Origin of the sequence: Abyssisolibacter fermentans (assembly GCF_001559865.1) — a bacterium.
GTDB lineage: Bacteria > Bacillota > Clostridia > Tissierellales > MCWD3 > Abyssisolibacter > Abyssisolibacter fermentans.
This window is the reverse complement of record NZ_LOHE01000051.1, coordinates 48,897-65,553: the sequence shown is the minus strand read 5'-3', so window position 1 is coordinate 65,553 and position 16,657 is coordinate 48,897. Positions and strand designations below refer to the sequence as shown.

The window sequence follows — 16,657 nt, the reverse complement described above, 5'->3', positions numbered from 1 at the left end:
GGCTCTTTTTATTGAATAACAAAGTCCTGCTTTTGAAACAAAGGTTAAAAAATCTTAAAAGATCTAGGGTAAACCTTTGAGAGAAGTGTAGCTCAATGTTCTTGTGTTGACGCTTTTTTTAAAGATGTTTATGTTTTTATGATAATAAAAAGATGAAAAAATGTAGGCATCAATGTCGTGGTCAAAAAATGTCATGTAGCTTCTAAAGGATTTTACTAGAGCAGTTGGTTACTGTTTGATTAGAGTAGATGTGATTAGAATATATATCAGTAACCAATATTAACGTGGCGTAAGCCGCTTTAGTATTTATTGTAAATTATTATTGCTATAGTTCTAATAAATTAATATTTTATCAATTTTGGTAGTAAGTATATTACTAAAACATTAATTCAGAGATTTATTAAGTATTACTATAAAACGATCTTAATTAATACAAAAAATTACAAAAACTTAAAATTAGTATATAATAGAGGAAATTAATATCTAATATTGAATATAAAAATAAATAATCAAAAATAATATTTAAAGGAGGAAATAATGGAAAAAACTTCAATTAGTATGAATGAAATAAAATCGATATCACAAAGAAATGATTTATTAAAGTTATTTGCAATGTTAACTATGCTTATTGATCATATTGGATACATGTTTTTTACGGAAACCCAAATGTTAAGGTTTATAGGAAGATTAGCTTTTCCAATATTTGCATATCAATTAGCAGTTGGATATAGGAAAACCTCTAGCTTAAAAAATTATAGTAAAAGACTTTTAATATTTGCATTAATTACCCAAATACCGTATTCTTTCTTTTCACCTAAAATGGAATTCACACCTTTTCATTTAAATATTATGTTTACGCTACTATTAGCTCTTGGAATAATATATGTTTATGATAAGGGAGTTAAATACACTTGTAGTTTTAAAAATCAAAAAAATTATAAACAACTATTATTAGCAATAGTATCATTTATAGGAGTTTGTGCAATGGTAATAGTGCCAGAAATATTGGGAATAATATTTAATCAATTCAGACTAGAATATGGAATGTATGGATTACTAATGGTGTTATTATTTCATATAAATCATGATAAAAAAATATGTATGATAGTTAGTTATGCTATTTTATCCGTATTTGAAGCTTATATACTAGGTGCAGAAATACTTGCAAAGAATTCAATGAACTGGTTTGGAGTATCGTTTAATACGTGGGAATGTTTATTTAAATTCGATATAGTTTGGGAAAATATCACAAAATGGAAAGATGGATTAGTACGATTAGATGGATACTTTTTTCAAGCAAGGAGCATAATAGCATTTATACCAATATATTTAATCAAACCAATTAAAAAATTTAAACTTAATAAATATGTGGGGTACACATTTTATCCAGCACATATAACTATATTATTAGTAATTGCACTTATTATTTAGAAATTAAAATATACTGTTTCAAAATGACTAATTTTTAGTTACTAATTACTTGACCTTTATTCATTTTGAAACAGTTTATCAATATGATCCCTTCAGAATTTAGGTAATTATGTAGTTATATATCATAATATAATGAATAATGCTCCCTATAAGAATAAAAATATGAAAAATTTCATGAAATCCAAACTTCCATATTCGTATATTCTTTGATTTTGTTGCATAGATAATTGCTCCTATTGAATATGATATACCTCCAGCAAGTAAGAGAAAAAATGCTGTTTTTGGAAGAAGATTATAAAGAGGATAAATTACAAATATAGCTGACCATCCAAGTATAAGATAGAAGCTTGTATATAACAATCTTGGTGCATTCAACCAAAATATTTTAGAAATAATACCTAGAATAGCTAAAGACCATACGATGCTTAGCATAGTATAGCCAAGTACTCCCTTTAAAACAATAAGGCAGATAGGTGTATATGAAGCAGCAATTAAAACATAGATCATCATATGGTCTATTTTTCTAAGTATTTTTAAAATTCTATCTGATGCCATGCTCCAATGATATATTGTTGAAGCTGAGTATAGTCCTATCAAACCAAGACAAAAAACTACGGAACTTAAAATTTTGATAGAGTTATGTGTATTAATAGAGCTTAGTAGCAATAAAATCAAACCTACAGTTGATAATATTATGCCAAATAAATGGGAAATAGAATTTATTGGCTCACGAATTTCAAATTTCATTTCAACACCTCCGTACATAGTATTCGATACTACATCATATCATATGAATATAATACAACTAAAATTGATAAAAGTCAAATAAATAATTTTGATTACTTTGAAATATAGTTTAAGATACTATATAATATATTGTGATGATAATTTTTTTATATAAAGAAAATAATGGAGTGATTTTATGGAAAAATGCAAGAATCTTTTATCTTATAAGCAAGTAGGAGTTGAAGATATTCCCAATATTGATCTTTATATGGATCAATTAACGGGTTATATTGATACGGTATTTGAGAAATTTAAAATTGATAAAGATGAAAAAATATTGACTAAAACTATGATTAATAATTATGTTAAAGCTAAAATAATAGATAAACCTACTAAAAAAAAGTATAACAAAGATCAGATTATGCAGCTTATAATGATTTATAATTTAAAAAACATACTTTCCATTTCTGAAATAGACAAGTTGTATAAGGTACAAAAAAATCAACTAGAAGCAAATAATAATGAAAAAAAAGATGAGTGTGTAGTTACAGAATGTTTAACAAGTAATACAGAAGAAATGTATAAAAATTTTTTAGAGGTACAACAGGAGGTTATTAAGGAAGCTAAAATAGATTTTGAAGAAAACTCTAAGTTGGAAAAAGAAGATATGATTAAGCATGTTTTCAAATTAGTACTCAAAGCGGATATTAATAAAAGATTAGCTGAACATACACTTGCTGAGCTTTCAAATATAAAGAATAAATCTGTATAAGACCCAAAATTGTATTTTAAGAATGTAATCAATAAATTTAACTTTTGTTAAATTAATAAGAGTAGCGTATGGGTATTTTAATATTATGAATAGAAATTATTAAAATGTTATATATATTGGAGGAATGTCAAAAAATTTGGCGAATAATAGTATAATCGGACGGAAAATGTAGATGTGTGGTTGATTGTATATAGTTTACATTAGAAAGATTGGAGGAAATGGTTTGAATGAAAATATTGTAAAAAATCGGTATACGATAAGTAAAGTGTGGTTTATAGTATATTTCACATTTGTGTTGTTAATGATAATGTATTTTGTTAATTTTTTTATTTCAGAGGGATTAAATATAGTATTAACTATAATTTTAAGTTTAATTATTTTGGTAATATGTATTTTGCCATTATTTATAAATCACACACCTATTGAAATAAAGATTGAAGAAAAGATGATAGTTTTTAAAGAGTTAGCTAAAACGACTATTATAGAATATAATGATATTATGTATATAGAAGTTGGAGATATTACCCCGTACATAATAAAAGCCTCACGTCGTCCTAACAAATCAGAACCAATGGGAATAATATTCTATTTAAAATCTACCCATCAAAAGAATAATGGTCTTGGATTGAAAAAAGAAGCAGTTCAAATACATAATAAGTTTTTGAAACAAGGTTGTTTAAAAGATATTGTTACAGTATGTGAATTGAAAAATATTGAAGTTAGAGATAAAAGATGCTATAACAACTAGCTTATGAGAAAAATCTTATTACTATGTATATATTGGATTTATAGAAGTGTGGAAGCTGAGAAATATTAAAATACTTTCAAAATATGCAATAAAAACCCATGAAATCATATTTCATGGGTTTTAAATTATAAAGTAATAATCATAGATTAAATATTAAATGGTTTACCAACTGGCAATAAAATTCTACCAAAATGTTTATTTAATACAGCTGCAGCTGAACCATAAAATGAAAGTAATGAAATTAATAATTCTGAGTATGCTGCGAGGCTATGTCCGAAATGTGGTGAAATATCAAAAGTACTTAGTACTAGTCCTATAAAAAGTAAATCTATAAAAATAAAAATTAAACATAATATTTTACTTACTTTCATTGAGCCTATAGTCATAAAAAGGCTAAAAATCAGATAACCAATAAATGCAAAACCTAATTGCTTAATATCAGCTTTAAGTGCTAATTTTTCACCCAATACACCTAATTGTATTAACCAAGTCAATGAAACTCCGAACCAAAAAAATGCGTATCCGCCAAAAGCAGTAGCTCCAAATGTATTATCTTTTTTGGTGTCTAGTATAGAAGCATATAATTGAGCAAATGCACCCAAAAATATTGCCCAAGGAATAACTAAAGACACCTCACTGGTAATACCAAGCTTTTGAGATGATGCAACTAATGTAACAATTGCAAGTCCAAATAAACCCAGAGATGTAGGGTCTGCAATAACGATTTTACGTTCTTCCATTACTACCTCCTCATATGTTCAAACATGTTCAATATAATTACTATAATTTATATAAAACACTCAAATTTTAGTATACTCAGAATTGTTTATAATATTCCCAAACATAAAGCAATAAAAAAACACTTGACAAATTGGTTGATATGTTATTTAATGGTTATGGATATTCAAACTATAAGAAAAAATTTTTTGTAGTTTGTTTTAGAAAAATATAAGACCTTAAGGAAAAGTTAAATCTAATCCTAGGAGGAATTTGTTATATAAGTTTTATAATTATACTATTTTTAGGTATTTAATTATCTAATTAGTATCGTTATTATTTTGTTTATATAAACTTTCCTTTTAGAGGAAAGTTTTTTTAAGTTTAAGCAGAGAATCAAATTCATTTAGTAGATATCCAAACATTTAAATATATTTACATCCATGGAGGGAAGCATATGAAAAAGAAAATTGCTGTTATTGGGGCAGTTCTTGACAATCCAGCTATTTGCCAGACAGTATTTAATGGTACTATCGCTCAATTTAAAAATATTGTAAAAGGAAGAATGGGCGTTCCATTTGGTGATGTTAATGTGTCTGTTATATCAATTATAGTTAGTGGTACTATTGATGAAATAAATAATTTAACTGGCAAATTGGGTAATATCCAAGGAGTAAATGTAAAAACATCATTTTCAAAAAAAGAAATTGATACTGATATATGAAAACATAAAAATTTAATAGTGTATTATAAGGACATTTAATAAGATTTTAACTTCTTTGAGGATTTATAAAATCATTAAAGCTTGATAATAAAAATTACATAATGTTAGTTATTTTATTAAAGGGAGATGTTAATTATGAGTAAGTTAACACCTATGGAATGGTCAAAACAAGTTATTAAACAAGATGAGATTGATAGGTATCTTATTAATGGTAAGGATTTTATTGATGAAAAAGAAATAATGAGTAAAATAGAAAACAATAAAAATCCTGACAAAGGCTTTATAAGAAATATCATGGATAAAGCTTTGAGCATTCAAACACTTAGTCCTGATGAAACTGCTGCACTAATTAACGTAAAAGATGAAGAACTTTGGGAAGAATTATATGAAGTAGGGAATAAAATTAAAAAGAAGGTTTACGATAATAGAATTGTTTTTTTTGCTCCGTTATACTGTAGTAATTTATGTGTAAATAGTTGTAAATATTGTGGCTTCAGAAAAGATAATCCGCAAGAAAAAAGAAGAATATTAAGTATGGAAGAAATAAAGAAGGAAACTGAAGCAATTATTGATGAAGGTCATAAAAGATTAATTGTTGTATATGGGGAACATCCACTATCAGATGTGGATTATATTGCAGATTCTATTAAGGCTGTATATAGTGTTAAAAAGAAATCTCCGAATAGTAATAGAGTAGGAAATATAAGAAGAGTAAATGTTAATGCTGCTCCAATGAACATTTCAGACTTGAAGAAGCTAAAAGAAGTTGGTATTGGTACTTTTCAAGTTTTTCAAGAAACGTATGACAGAAATTTATATGCTAATTTACATCCATCAGGACCAAAAGCAGACTATAGATGGAGACTATATGCTCTACATAGAGCTATGGAAGCAGGGATTGATGATTTTGCTATTGGTGCTTTGTTTGGCTTAAATGATTGGAGATTTGAAGCAATGGGACTGTTATATCATGCAATAGACCTTGAAAGACAATTTGGTATAGGGCCACATACAATTTCGTTCCCAAGACTTAACCTTGCTTCAGGTTCACCATTAAGCAAGAATTCAAATTGCAAGGTATCTGATGCTGATTATAAAAAACTTGTAACTATATTAAGGCTTTCAGTTCCTTACACTGGATTAATAATTACTGCTAGAGAAAAAGCAGAGTTGAGAGATGATGTTGTAAAAGTAGGATGTACACAAATGGATGCATCTAGCAAAATAGGAATTGGTGCATATAGTCAAAAATCTAATAATCAAGAAGAAGAAAAACAGCAATTTATGCTTGGAGATACAAGAAGTTTGGATGAAGTTGTACAAAGGCTTGCGCTTAATGGTACAATAACTTCTTTCTGCACAGCTGGTTACCGTTGTGGAAGAACAGGTGAAAAGATCATGGATATGTTAAAAGAATGTCATGAAGGTAAATTCTGCAAACTGAATGCTGTCCTAACTTATAAAGAATACCTTGATGATTATGCATCACCAAAAACAAGAGAAATAGGTGAGAAAGTAATTAAAAAAGAAATAGAAGATATAAGAAATAATCCATTCTACAAAGAAAAAGGATTAATTAAGCTGTTAGATGATTACTATAACAGAATAGCGGATGGAGAAAGAGATTTATTTATATAATGATTTTAAACCAGGTTATCTAAAATTATAGAATAATTATGGTTAAAATAAATTCAAAAGAATTATGTACACCCTTTAGAAAAAGAATTATTAAAAAACCCTAAATATTTTTGGAGATTTGATTAAATGAATCAAGTCTCTTTTTTTCGCAAAGAACTCAAATTTATTTAGTGTAATAGTTTACTTATAGGAATAAATTAGATTGAGTATCAATATTAAAAACCATATAATATGTGTTACAAACTTATCATATATGCTATAATAGTTACAAAAAGAAAGGATTTGTATATGCCATTTACGTTTTCACATCCAGCTATAGTTATTCCTATAAAAGAAAAATGGAAGAAATATTTTAGTCTAACTGGTTTAGTATTAGGAAGTATGTCACCTGATTTTGAATACTTTATAAGATTAGCACCGATTGGAAAAATAGGACATACATTTAAAGGTTTTTTATATTTCAATCTGCCTTTATGCACAGTAATAGCTTTTTTATTTCATTATATTATAAAAGAACAATTTATATTAAATTCACCTCAATTTATTAGTAATAGATACAGATACTTGGCAGTAGAAAGATGGAAAATGAGATCATTTAAAGATTTAGGTATATTCATTTATTCTTCCTTAATTGGTATGATGTCTCATGTATTATGGGATTCTTTTACACATAAAACAGGTACATTTGTAAGAATGATACCATTATTAAAGAAGCATATTTGTGTATTAAATTTCAACTTACCTTTATACAAGGTATTACAGCATGGAAGTACTTTATTGGGTTTCATTATTATATTTGTATATCTTTTATCAAAAAGAAGTTTTATAAAAACAAATGTGAGTAATTATTCTGTTACAAAAAAAATAATGTATTGGCTATTGATTATTCTTATTGGAATTATAACTTTTTTATTTAGAATATCTTTTACTATAGGTGGATTTTGTATACACAATATTGGGGTATATATTGTATCTATAATAAGTGGATTATTTATAGGAATTATTTTAGTGTCTATAGTTTATAAATATATCTATGAAAAAGAATGTCAGTAGGGCAACCCTACAAAAATAACAGCTAAATTAAAAGCATTGAAACAACTTGCATAGATAGCTATTTGTAAATTTTTATTTTTATATTATAAGGTTTTAAAACAGTGTTATTTATTACATATAACTGACACGTAATTACGGTGAAATTGAAAGGAGATTGATTTGAGCATTTTAAGAAAATTATTAAAAAGTAAGATATTTTATTTTTTATTAATAATATTATTCATAGTATTAGTATTACTTGCTGTACGTCAAACAACATATAAACCTATTCAAGTTGTTAAGCAACATCTTGGAGGACAAGCTCCTTATCTTAGTGTTAATAGGTTACTAAAACAGGTTGAAATTAATGAAGAACAAGTATTACTTTTTTATTATAATAATAAAAATAACATAGCTTATGCTTTATTAGAAAAAGGAATATTGGGGTACAAACTACTGCACGCAAGTGGTGAACTTAAAGTTAAAAGTAATGTTATACCAGTAGGGTTGCAATTTGGATTCTATAATAAAGAAGCAGGATGGGTAGGTTGTGGTGTTATTTATGACGATTCTGTGGCTAAGATTATTATAGATGATAATAATGCAAATATCATTAATGCAGATGATATAAGATTATGGTATTTAGTAGGAACAGGAGAAATAGACACAGATAATACTAAAATAATTGATTACAATGGAAATGATATAATACATTAAATATGTTACTTGACTCACAATAAAAGAGTGCTATGAAATAAGAAATCTGAAAATTACATAAGTATATTAAAAATCATACAAAAAGGAGATAGATAATACTATCTTCTCTTTTTATATAATTAGAAACAAGCATGATAAATCAATCACCAATTAGAACGAAAAGTAAGAACACTATTAGGTATGAATTATCATAAATTAAGAAATAATTTTAATAACGAGCTAGAAATTTTTTTAACATACGGTTGTTAAAATGAATTTTGTTTTAAATTATCAATTATTTTGGCATCTTGGGCAAATGCCATATATCACCAAGTTATGGCTAGTAATAACGTAGTTGGTATCTTCACTGAGATACTGTTCATATTCTTTAAGAGGACAGTAGTCAATTGGTTTGATTTTTTTGCATTTAGTGCAAATTAGATAATGTTTATGTCCTTTTTGTTTAATTTCATAAATGTTTTTTTGTTCTAAATTTGAATAGAATTTAGTAATTAATCCTTTAGTAACAAAAACTTCTAATGAACGATAGATAGTAGACAAATCAATATTTCCTTGCTCTTCATTCAATTTAAAAAATAAATATTTTGCGTCTATTGGTCTATTTTCTCTTAATAAAAATGAATAGATATTTTCTCTATTTTTAGTGTATTTAATTCCTATTTCTTTGAAAATTTCTTTAATATCATTATTAATATTCATTTGTTCACCTTCTTATAGTTTAATAAGCAACATAAAATAATATAAAACCAGCTTAAAGTTTATATGATTATAAAAATAAATTGCAGTTTTAAATAGTTGGGAACTATATACTAAATAGAATTTTAATTATATAAAGCGTTAATTTACTATATGAATTAGCATAATGTTCTTTACAAATAATGATATCATGCTATAATATAAATTACAAGAGCAAATGCGAATCATTTGCAAATGGAGGTGTGAAATGAAAAAAGTATTCTTATTAGTAACTTTAGTTGTTATGTTATTAACTAGTAGTTGTTCTAATGAATCTAATGATCATAATCGTAGTGATGTAAAAGTAGCTGTATCTATTATTCCACAATCAACTTTTGTTAAAGCTGTAGGTGGTGATTATGTTGATGTTATAACTATGATTAGACCAGGTAATAGTCCTGCAAATTATCAACCAACACCAAGAGAAATTAAAAAATTAAGTGATGCAGATATTTATTTTTCTATAGGCGTTCCTACAGAATCAGCGAATATTATTCCAAAACTCTACAGTTTAAATAAAAATATTAACTTAGTTTCATTGCAAGAGACAGTAGACAAAATATATTTACCTATAATAGCAACAGATTATGATAATTATGATGAAGTAGAGCATAGTCAAAATAAAGAAGGTCAGCGTGATCCACACATATGGATGTCTCCAAAGAGAGTTATAGTAATGATTGAAGAAATCAAATCTAAATTATGTGAAATTGACCCTGAGCACAAAAGTACATACATTTCAAATGCAGAAAGTTATATAAACAGCTTAAAAACACTAGATAGAGAGTTAACCAACGTTACAAAAGAACTATCACAAAAAACTTTTATTATATATCATCCTTCATTAGGGTATTTTGCTAAAGATTATGGTTTAAAAATGATTACTATTGAACAAAATGGTAAAGATGCTACAGCACAGAAGCTGCAAGATGTTATTGATTTTGCGAATGAACGGAATATAAAAGTTATTTTTTATCAAGCAGAATTTGATAAGCAGCAAGCACAGACTATTGCAGCAGAAATAAATGGAACTACTGTAGAAATTAAACCTTTAGCATCTAATTATATAGAAAATATGAAGAAAATTGTAGAAACTTTCAAAACAATACTAGAAAAGGAATAAAAAAAATGAATGTTATAAGTATATCAAATCTATCAGCACATTATAAAGGTATATGTGCGTTAAAAGAAATTACTTTCAAAATTAAAAACAAGTCTTTTCTTGCAGTTTTAGGTCCGAACGGTGGTGGAAAATCAACACTGTTAAAGATAATCCTTGGACTAAAAGCACCTACTAGTGGAGAAGTTCATATAAAAGAAGATACCAAAATGGCATATGTTCCACAGTTTAAATCTTTTGATTTGGAATTTCCCATTAGTGTTAATGATGTTATCTTACAAGGACGGATTAAACAAGGAATAAAGTTTTTCCATCGATACAGTGAAACTGATCAGAATCTTGCAAAATATTTTATTGAAATGTTAAATTTAAAAAATGTTATGCATAGACAAATTGGTGAATTATCAGGTGGACAGTTACAAAAAGTTCTTATTGCCAGAGCCCTAGTGTCAGATCCTGATATTCTGTTATTAGATGAGCCTACTGCTAACATTGATGCAGAAGCAAAAAAAGATATTTTAAACATTTTAAAAGATTTAAATAAAGATAAGACCATTATTATGGTAACTCATAGTATGACAGATATTTTTTCTTATTGTGATTGTTTTGCTTTTATAGATAGAACCCTTAAGTATTATGAAAATAGTAATAATGGAAATAAAAATGCGTTGAGTAAATTATATTCTTTTCCAATAGGTGTTAATGACAAAAACTATAAAAAAAGCTTATTGAAAGATATCTATACTGAAGGGAGTATTCGTTTATGATAGGAGTTATTTTTAAGTATCAGTTCATACAGAACGCTATATTAGCTGCGCTTTTTTCTAGTATAATATGTGGCATTGTCGGTACAATCATTGTTGAAAAGAGATTAGTGAATATGTCTGGAGGGATTGCACATTCATCTTTTGGAGGTATAGGTTTTGGATATTTGCTAGGAATAGAACCAATCATTCCCGGGATTATTTTTTCCATACTATCAGCTTTGGGAATTATAGGGATAAAGCGTTTATCTAATACTAAAAGTGACACCCTTATAAATATGTTTTGGGCAGGGGGTATGTCACTTGGAATTTTATTTATTAATCTGACACAAGGATATCCTCCTGATATGACGTCATATTTGTTTGGCGATATTTTAACAGTGTCTAAACTGTACGTTAAAATTTTGATTGTTTTAAGTTTTTTTATTTTATTTATTATTAGTAGTATGTTTACATATTGGAAGGCTTATCTTTTTGATGAAGAGCATCTAAGAGTAATGGGTATAAATATTCTAAACTTAGAGATTTTTTTGATGATAATTATTGCAATTAGCATTGTTTTAATGATTAAAGTAGTAGGAATTATATTAGTCATTGCATTACTTACAATTCCACCAGCTATTGCAAAACTATTCACAAAAAATTTAAAAAGTATGATGATTTTTTCAATTTTTATAGGTGTCTTTTTATGTTACTTAGGTCTTTATTTATCATACATTTTTAATATACCTTCAGGTGCAACAATTATATTAGTATCTATAGCACTCTATTTATGTTTATTAGGATATAAACGTGTAAGAACTCATCATTATTCAGACATATATGGATAACTAAGGTATTATTAATATATAAGCCTATTATAATACATTAATAGGCTTGCTTGATGTAACTTATCTTGTTAACCTCTTAATATTATTAATAATATTTAACCCAAATTATAAATAAATACTTTTAATCAATGAAGCTCATTCTTCGAATGAGCTAATAAAAGTTTAATAGTTTTCAAAATCAGTGTGTGTACTATATAATTTTGACTAAGTGTTATATAATAAATTCGAAGTAATTTGGACTAAATATAGCTGTTTATAGAATTAATAATTTAATGTTATACAATTTTGGAGGTAAATATGAAATTAATATCATGGAACGTAAATGGTCTTAGAGCTTGCATTAAAAAAGGATTTTTAGATTATTTTAATAAAGTGAATGCAGATATTTTTTGCATACAAGAAACAAAACTTCAAGAAGGGCAAATAGATTTAGAATTAACGGATTATCATCAATATTGGAATTATGCTGTCAAAAAAGGCTACTCTGGTACTGCAATATTTACAAAAGAAAAACCTATTTCAGTTTCATATGGAATGGGAAAAGAAGAGCACGACAAAGAGGGACGAGTTATAACTTTAGAATTTAGTGATTTTTATTTAGTAAATGTATATACTCCTAATTCAAAAAGAGAACTATTAAGGCTTGAATACAGGCAGTTATGGGAGGATGATTTTAAAGATTATCTTAAAAAATTAGATAACTGTAAACCTGTGATTCTATGTGGAGATTTAAACGTAGCACATAATGAGATTGATTTAAAAAGTCCTAAGACAAATCGTAGGAATGCTGGATTTACAGATGAAGAGAGAAATAAACTATCAAAGCTACTTGAAGTTGGTTTTATTGACAGCTTTAGATATTTTTATCCAGATAAAAAAGGTGCTTATTCATGGTGGTCCTATATGCGTAAGGCAAGAGAAAAAAATACGGGCTGGAGGATAGATTATTTTATCGTATCAGAGAAGTTAAAGGATTTAATGAAGGATGCCGTTATTCATTTCGATGTCATGGGGAGTGATCATTGCCCTGTTTTACTTGATATAAGCATAGATTAAATATTTGATTTAATAATTTTAATTATGTTAACTCATTAGTATGTGGATTGGGAAATGACAATAACAATATTTTTCGATACTTGACAAATAAAAAAAAAAGGTGTACATTATGTATGAAATAATATATTAAGCTAGGGGAGCCATTTGGCTGAGATAGTTTTTAACTGACCCTTATAACCTGATACGGATAATGCCGTTGTAGGGAAGCATTGCATGATTATAACAAGGCGCAAGATGCCCCCCCACATTATATAGGTAGCTCGGATATCGATTAGACCTAACAAATAGGCGGTGTGCAATCTTGTGTGTTGAAACGGTGTATTGCAATTACTACGTAATTGCTTCCGTTGTTATAAAGGTATATTTTCAGTCAATAATCTTCCTGGGTTAAAAAAGGAGGATTTTTTTATGTTCAAACAATTTCAAGAAGCACTTAATAGTGGGCAATTACAGGATATAATAGCTTCAACAGTAGGACAAATATTAATAGCTTTAATTGCTGTAATATTACTAATTGTTGTTTTAGCTATTGGAGGTAAATCAAATAAGATGAAAACAAAAGAATTGGTTTATTGTTCAATGGCAATAGCTATTGCAATGGTTTTATCACAAATTAAACTGGTAAAACTCCCACAAGGAGGTTCTATTACGCCGTTTAGTATGTTGTTTATTGTACTTATTGGCTATTGGTTTGGTGTTACAAAAGGTATTATTTGTGGTGTAGCGTATGGGTTCTTTCAATTAGCTATTGGAGGATGGGTAGTTCACCCAATACAATTATTACTAGATTATCCACTAGCTTTTGGTGCACTTGGTTTAGCTGGTGTTTTTAAAAATTCATCTAATGGTCTTTTAAAAGGTTTAGTGCTAGGTGCTGGGGGAAGATTTTTCTTTCATTTTATAACTGGAATTGTTTTTTTCGCAAGCTATGCTAAAGAGGTAGGCTTTGACACAGTTCCATATTCATTTGCATATAATATTTCTTACATAGCTGGTGAAGTGTTTTTAACAATACTTATTTTAATTATTCCTGCTGTTGGTTCTGCTATGAATCAAATTAAAGCTAGGGCAACTGCATAGCGGTTTTTTATATTAGATGTTATTTTAGGGGTATATGATAAATGTATACCCTTATTTTATTTAATTAGAGAACTTAAATTTAGATTTGATGTTAATTGTCAAATCTCCATCTTCCATCTAGCTTAATACACACCTTATTAACACATCATCTATAATAATTACAAGTATTGCTATTAAAATAGAGATAATAAATACCAATAATGTTAATCCCAGATTTTCATAAAATTCAAATATTCTACTAGAGCCTTTTGGTTATAAAGTATCATTAAATTTTTGACATATCAACTTCGTATGCTCTTCCAATCTACTGAAATCTTCTAATTCAGAATTATACAGTACACTATTTAAAGATATATGAATAATCAAGGTTAAAGAAATTTTTAGTAATTTTTTTTGAGTTTTATTAGGTATTGAGATTTTCTCAGTTACAATGCTTGTATTTTTCAAATAATTGCATTAGATAAACTTGACAATTTTTCAACAAAATAATATATATTTCATTAATTTCATATATTTAATTAAATTTAATAATTATTACAATTTCTTAATAAATTTGTTTTTATAGTCTATCTATGAGTTAATGAATGTATTTTTATTACAAAAAAGTAATTATAATAAGTCTTTTTTTAAACAATAAACCATTATTCAGCAATAAAAATATAAATATTTATACAATTTTTAAAATAAAACATTTTCAAAGAAACATCAAAAAACTACAATGTTCAATTAAGGGGAAAATACAAAAAAATAGAAAAATACCATATATTATAAAATAATATAATTTGTTTTACAAAATACGATCAAGAAAGAATAGAAAAAATTATAAAAAAATGTAAAATTATAAACAAAATACATATAAAACAAAGTATTGTAATAAAATATGTAAAATTTGGGATAAACAATACTGCGTGATATACTAATATAAGTAAATTAATATAAAATGATTTGAATAAAAATACTATTAATACTTGAAATTTAACTAAAAAAATATTTGGTAAAGCATTCTACCAAAATTCAAATTTATATTTGATTAAAAAGTAGCAAAATACATAAAACAAAATTTTAAGTAATAACTTAATTACAAATCATATGAGGAGGATAAAAATGACAAGACAATTAGACGATAATCATTGGCCATTTCTTAATTATGAACTTCCACGTCTCAATAAGCTTTCTTCAAATCTCTATGGAGCAAGCTTTTATTTAATGAAGCTATTACCAGCTAGATATATTTTACAGAAAGCTTATGAGCAAGGAAAGATTAAAAGAGGAAGCAGAATTTTTGAAACAACTTCGGGAACATTTGGACTTGCACTAGCAATGCTTTCAGCAGTAAAAGGTTACAAGCTTAAGCTTATCAGTGATCCGGTTATTGATAAGAGATTATACAATAGGTTAAAAGATTTAGGTACTCAAGTTGAAATTATAAGTACACCTCATCCCACAGGAGGGTTTCAACAAGCCCGTTTAGACAGATTAAATGAATTGCTTAATCAAAATCCAGATGCATTTTGTCCTAATCAATATTCAAACGTTTACAATCCTAAGTCATATAAAAAAGTAGGTCAATTTATAATGGACGAGCTAAGTTGCATAGATTATTTAGTAGGACCAGTTGGTTCGGGGGGATCAATGGTTGGTACTACTACATTTTTACGCGAGTATTTTCCTAATTTGAAAGTAATAGGTGTAGATACTTGTAATAGTATATTATTTGGTCAAAAAGACGGGACAAGGAAATTACGTGGACTAGGAAATAGTATAATGCCACCAAATCTTAATCATACAGTATTTGATTTTGTTAGTTGGGTACCAGCTGGTATAGCTTTTAAAGCTACAAGAAAGCTTCATCAAAATCATGGTTTGTACATGGGAGGCACTAGTGGAGCTGCTTATCTAGTTGGAAATTGGATAGCTGATAAGTATCCTAATAAAAAAGTTGTTGTCTTTTTTCCAGACGAAGGACATCGCTATGCAGATACAATTTATAATGATCAGTGGTTAAAAGATATACCTAGAGCATTTGAGCAAATTCCTGATGAGCCTAAGATTGTTAGTAAACCACGTGATGATGAAGAATCATGGACTATTATCAATTGGAATCGTCAATCGATTGAAAATGTAATGAATGAGATGAAAAACGAGAAGCTATTAAAATCAACTATATAATTTTAAAAATAGCGAATGATATGGTGGGTGCTTTGTATTACTGAAGTTAAAAAAATAAAAAAATGATAGCGGGGGATAGGAGGCAATTTATGTCTAAGTTAGCCTTCCTTAAACGGTTATAAGCTACTAAAGTGTCTTGAGGATGCAAAAGCTACTATTGTGCAAACAACACCAGCAACAACTAAAACAATAGATAAAAAGATTGATGTTATGTTATCTAATAGGGTTGTTCTTAAAGAATATAATTGTGAAAAAAGTGATAATTCAGATATACTATTATTTTATGTAACAGAAAAGACAACAAAGCTCAGTCATACACTAATTGATGCAAATGTTGGAATAAATATACTTCTGGTAAAGTAGAGTTAATCAAGACTTTATTAGTAGAGAAACCGTAT

17 protein-coding genes and 1 riboswitch are annotated in these 16,657 nt (G+C 27.2%); of the genes, 14 read left to right on the top strand and 3 right to left on the bottom strand.

From position 1 onward, the window contains the following. The first annotated feature begins 537 nt into the window (after positions 1 to 537). Positions 538 to 1,431, top strand: a complete 894-nt coding sequence (locus tag AYC61_RS08435) for a TraX family protein (RefSeq protein WP_066499781.1) — start codon at positions 538 to 540, stop codon at positions 1,429 to 1,431. A gap of 99 nt (positions 1,432 to 1,530) precedes the next feature. Here AYC61_RS08435 and trhA read toward each other — a convergent pair whose 3' ends face one another. Then, positions 1,531 to 2,178, bottom strand: coding sequence for a PAQR family membrane homeostasis protein TrhA (gene trhA / locus AYC61_RS08430; RefSeq protein ID WP_066499779.1), 648 nt, complete (start codon positions 2,176 to 2,178; stop codon positions 1,531 to 1,533). 175 nt (positions 2,179 to 2,353) lie between these two features. Here trhA and AYC61_RS08425 point away from each other — a divergent pair, with 175 nt between their 5' ends. Next, entirely contained in the window at positions 2,354 to 2,929 is a 576-nt protein-coding gene (locus AYC61_RS08425) for a DUF1836 domain-containing protein (RefSeq protein ID WP_066499776.1), read from the top strand. A 223-nt stretch (positions 2,930 to 3,152) separates the two neighbouring features. Beyond that, the gene (locus tag AYC61_RS08420; RefSeq protein ID WP_066499774.1) at positions 3,153 to 3,677 is read left to right on the top strand and encodes a hypothetical protein; all 525 of its coding nucleotides are present in this window, start codon (positions 3,153 to 3,155) and stop codon (positions 3,675 to 3,677) included. A 146-nt stretch (positions 3,678 to 3,823) separates the two neighbouring features. On the opposite strand, the gene AYC61_RS08415 is transcribed toward AYC61_RS08420, so the two are convergent. Beyond that, on the bottom strand, positions 3,824 to 4,417 hold the full coding sequence (locus tag AYC61_RS08415; RefSeq protein ID WP_066499770.1) for an acetate uptake transporter: 594 nt from the start codon (positions 4,415 to 4,417) through the stop codon (positions 3,824 to 3,826). Between the two features lie 434 nt (positions 4,418 to 4,851). Between AYC61_RS08415 and AYC61_RS08410 the strand changes: the two genes are divergently transcribed. The 4 genes from AYC61_RS08410 to AYC61_RS08395 all read left to right on the top strand — a co-directional run bounded on the left by AYC61_RS08410 (position 4,852) and on the right by AYC61_RS08395 (position 8,505). Continuing rightward, positions 4,852 to 5,118, top strand: coding sequence for a TM1266 family iron-only hydrogenase system putative regulator (locus AYC61_RS08410; protein WP_066499759.1), 267 nt, complete (start codon positions 4,852 to 4,854; stop codon positions 5,116 to 5,118). 135 nt (positions 5,119 to 5,253) lie between these two features. Continuing rightward, complete coding sequence (hydG, locus tag AYC61_RS08405) at positions 5,254 to 6,756, top strand: [FeFe] hydrogenase H-cluster radical SAM maturase HydG (protein WP_156456401.1); 1,503 nt, start codon at positions 5,254 to 5,256, stop codon at positions 6,754 to 6,756. 231 nt (positions 6,757 to 6,987) lie between these two features. Continuing rightward, positions 6,988 to 7,809, top strand: coding sequence for a DUF4184 family protein (locus AYC61_RS08400; protein ID WP_242866767.1), 822 nt, complete (start codon positions 6,988 to 6,990; stop codon positions 7,807 to 7,809). A 159-nt stretch (positions 7,810 to 7,968) separates the two neighbouring features. Next, on the top strand, positions 7,969 to 8,505 hold the full coding sequence (locus tag AYC61_RS08395; protein ID WP_066499748.1) for a hypothetical protein: 537 nt from the start codon (positions 7,969 to 7,971) through the stop codon (positions 8,503 to 8,505). A 270-nt stretch (positions 8,506 to 8,775) separates the two neighbouring features. Here AYC61_RS08395 and AYC61_RS08390 read toward each other — a convergent pair whose 3' ends face one another. After that, positions 8,776 to 9,204 (bottom strand): Fur family transcriptional regulator, encoded by a 429-nt coding sequence (locus AYC61_RS08390; protein WP_066499741.1) that lies wholly within the window; start codon positions 9,202 to 9,204, stop codon positions 8,776 to 8,778. 244 nt (positions 9,205 to 9,448) lie between these two features. Between AYC61_RS08390 and AYC61_RS08385 the strand changes: the two genes are divergently transcribed. The 7 genes from AYC61_RS08385 to AYC61_RS08350 all read left to right on the top strand — a co-directional run bounded on the left by AYC61_RS08385 (position 9,449) and on the right by AYC61_RS08350 (position 16,622). Next, the gene (locus tag AYC61_RS08385; protein ID WP_066499739.1) at positions 9,449 to 10,363 is read left to right on the top strand and encodes a metal ABC transporter solute-binding protein, Zn/Mn family; all 915 of its coding nucleotides are present in this window, start codon (positions 9,449 to 9,451) and stop codon (positions 10,361 to 10,363) included. Positions 10,364 to 10,368: 5 nt separating this feature from the next. Then, the gene (locus tag AYC61_RS08380; RefSeq protein WP_066499735.1) at positions 10,369 to 11,127 is read left to right on the top strand and encodes a metal ABC transporter ATP-binding protein; all 759 of its coding nucleotides are present in this window, start codon (positions 10,369 to 10,371) and stop codon (positions 11,125 to 11,127) included. Beyond that, positions 11,124 to 11,954, top strand: coding sequence for a metal ABC transporter permease (locus AYC61_RS08375; protein WP_066499729.1), 831 nt, complete (start codon positions 11,124 to 11,126; stop codon positions 11,952 to 11,954). The genes AYC61_RS08380 and AYC61_RS08375 overlap by 4 nt, the downstream gene beginning before the upstream one ends. Before the next feature lie 297 nt (positions 11,955 to 12,251). Continuing rightward, positions 12,252 to 13,010, top strand: coding sequence for an exodeoxyribonuclease III (locus AYC61_RS08370; RefSeq protein WP_066499721.1), 759 nt, complete (start codon positions 12,252 to 12,254; stop codon positions 13,008 to 13,010). Between the two features lie 123 nt (positions 13,011 to 13,133). Further along, a riboswitch (TPP riboswitch) is annotated at positions 13,134 to 13,232 on the top strand. Between the two features lie 186 nt (positions 13,233 to 13,418). Then, positions 13,419 to 14,090: an energy-coupled thiamine transporter ThiT gene (gene thiT, locus AYC61_RS08365; RefSeq protein WP_066499717.1), complete on the top strand. Its 672-nt coding sequence runs from the start codon at positions 13,419 to 13,421 to the stop codon at positions 14,088 to 14,090. A gap of 1,104 nt (positions 14,091 to 15,194) precedes the next feature. Beyond that, the gene (locus tag AYC61_RS08355) at positions 15,195 to 16,259 is read left to right on the top strand and encodes a cysteine synthase family protein (protein ID WP_066499708.1); all 1,065 of its coding nucleotides are present in this window, start codon (positions 15,195 to 15,197) and stop codon (positions 16,257 to 16,259) included. A gap of 159 nt (positions 16,260 to 16,418) precedes the next feature. Then, the gene (locus tag AYC61_RS08350) at positions 16,419 to 16,622 is read left to right on the top strand and encodes a hypothetical protein (protein WP_066499702.1); all 204 of its coding nucleotides are present in this window, start codon (positions 16,419 to 16,421) and stop codon (positions 16,620 to 16,622) included. Positions 16,623 to 16,657 lie beyond the last annotated feature (35 nt).

Excerpts from the sequence above, each read along its gene's own strand:
- AYC61_RS08435 (WP_066499781.1), top strand. The coding sequence starts at position 538 with ATGGAAAAAACTTCAATTAGTATGAATGAAATAAAATCGATATCACAA.
- trhA (WP_066499779.1), bottom strand. The coding sequence starts at position 2,178 with ATGAAATTTGAAATTCGTGAGCCAATAAATTCTATTTCCCATTTATTT.
- AYC61_RS08425 (WP_066499776.1), top strand. The coding sequence starts at position 2,354 with ATGGAAAAATGCAAGAATCTTTTATCTTATAAGCAAGTAGGAGTTGAA.
- AYC61_RS08415 (WP_066499770.1), bottom strand. The coding sequence starts at position 4,417 with ATGGAAGAACGTAAAATCGTTATTGCAGACCCTACATCTCTGGGTTTA.
- AYC61_RS08410 (WP_066499759.1), top strand. The coding sequence starts at position 4,852 with ATGAAAAAGAAAATTGCTGTTATTGGGGCAGTTCTTGACAATCCAGCT.
- hydG (WP_156456401.1), top strand. The coding sequence starts at position 5,254 with ATGAGTAAGTTAACACCTATGGAATGGTCAAAACAAGTTATTAAACAA.
- AYC61_RS08400 (WP_242866767.1), top strand. The coding sequence starts at position 6,988 with ATGTGTTACAAACTTATCATATATGCTATAATAGTTACAAAAAGAAAG.
- AYC61_RS08390 (WP_066499741.1), bottom strand. The coding sequence starts at position 9,204 with ATGAATATTAATAATGATATTAAAGAAATTTTCAAAGAAATAGGAATT.
- AYC61_RS08385 (WP_066499739.1), top strand. The coding sequence starts at position 9,449 with ATGAAAAAAGTATTCTTATTAGTAACTTTAGTTGTTATGTTATTAACT.
- AYC61_RS08380 (WP_066499735.1), top strand. The coding sequence starts at position 10,369 with ATGAATGTTATAAGTATATCAAATCTATCAGCACATTATAAAGGTATA.
- AYC61_RS08375 (WP_066499729.1), top strand. The coding sequence starts at position 11,124 with ATGATAGGAGTTATTTTTAAGTATCAGTTCATACAGAACGCTATATTA.
- AYC61_RS08370 (WP_066499721.1), top strand. The coding sequence starts at position 12,252 with ATGAAATTAATATCATGGAACGTAAATGGTCTTAGAGCTTGCATTAAA.
- thiT (WP_066499717.1), top strand. The coding sequence starts at position 13,419 with ATGTTCAAACAATTTCAAGAAGCACTTAATAGTGGGCAATTACAGGAT.
- AYC61_RS08355 (WP_066499708.1), top strand. The coding sequence starts at position 15,195 with ATGACAAGACAATTAGACGATAATCATTGGCCATTTCTTAATTATGAA.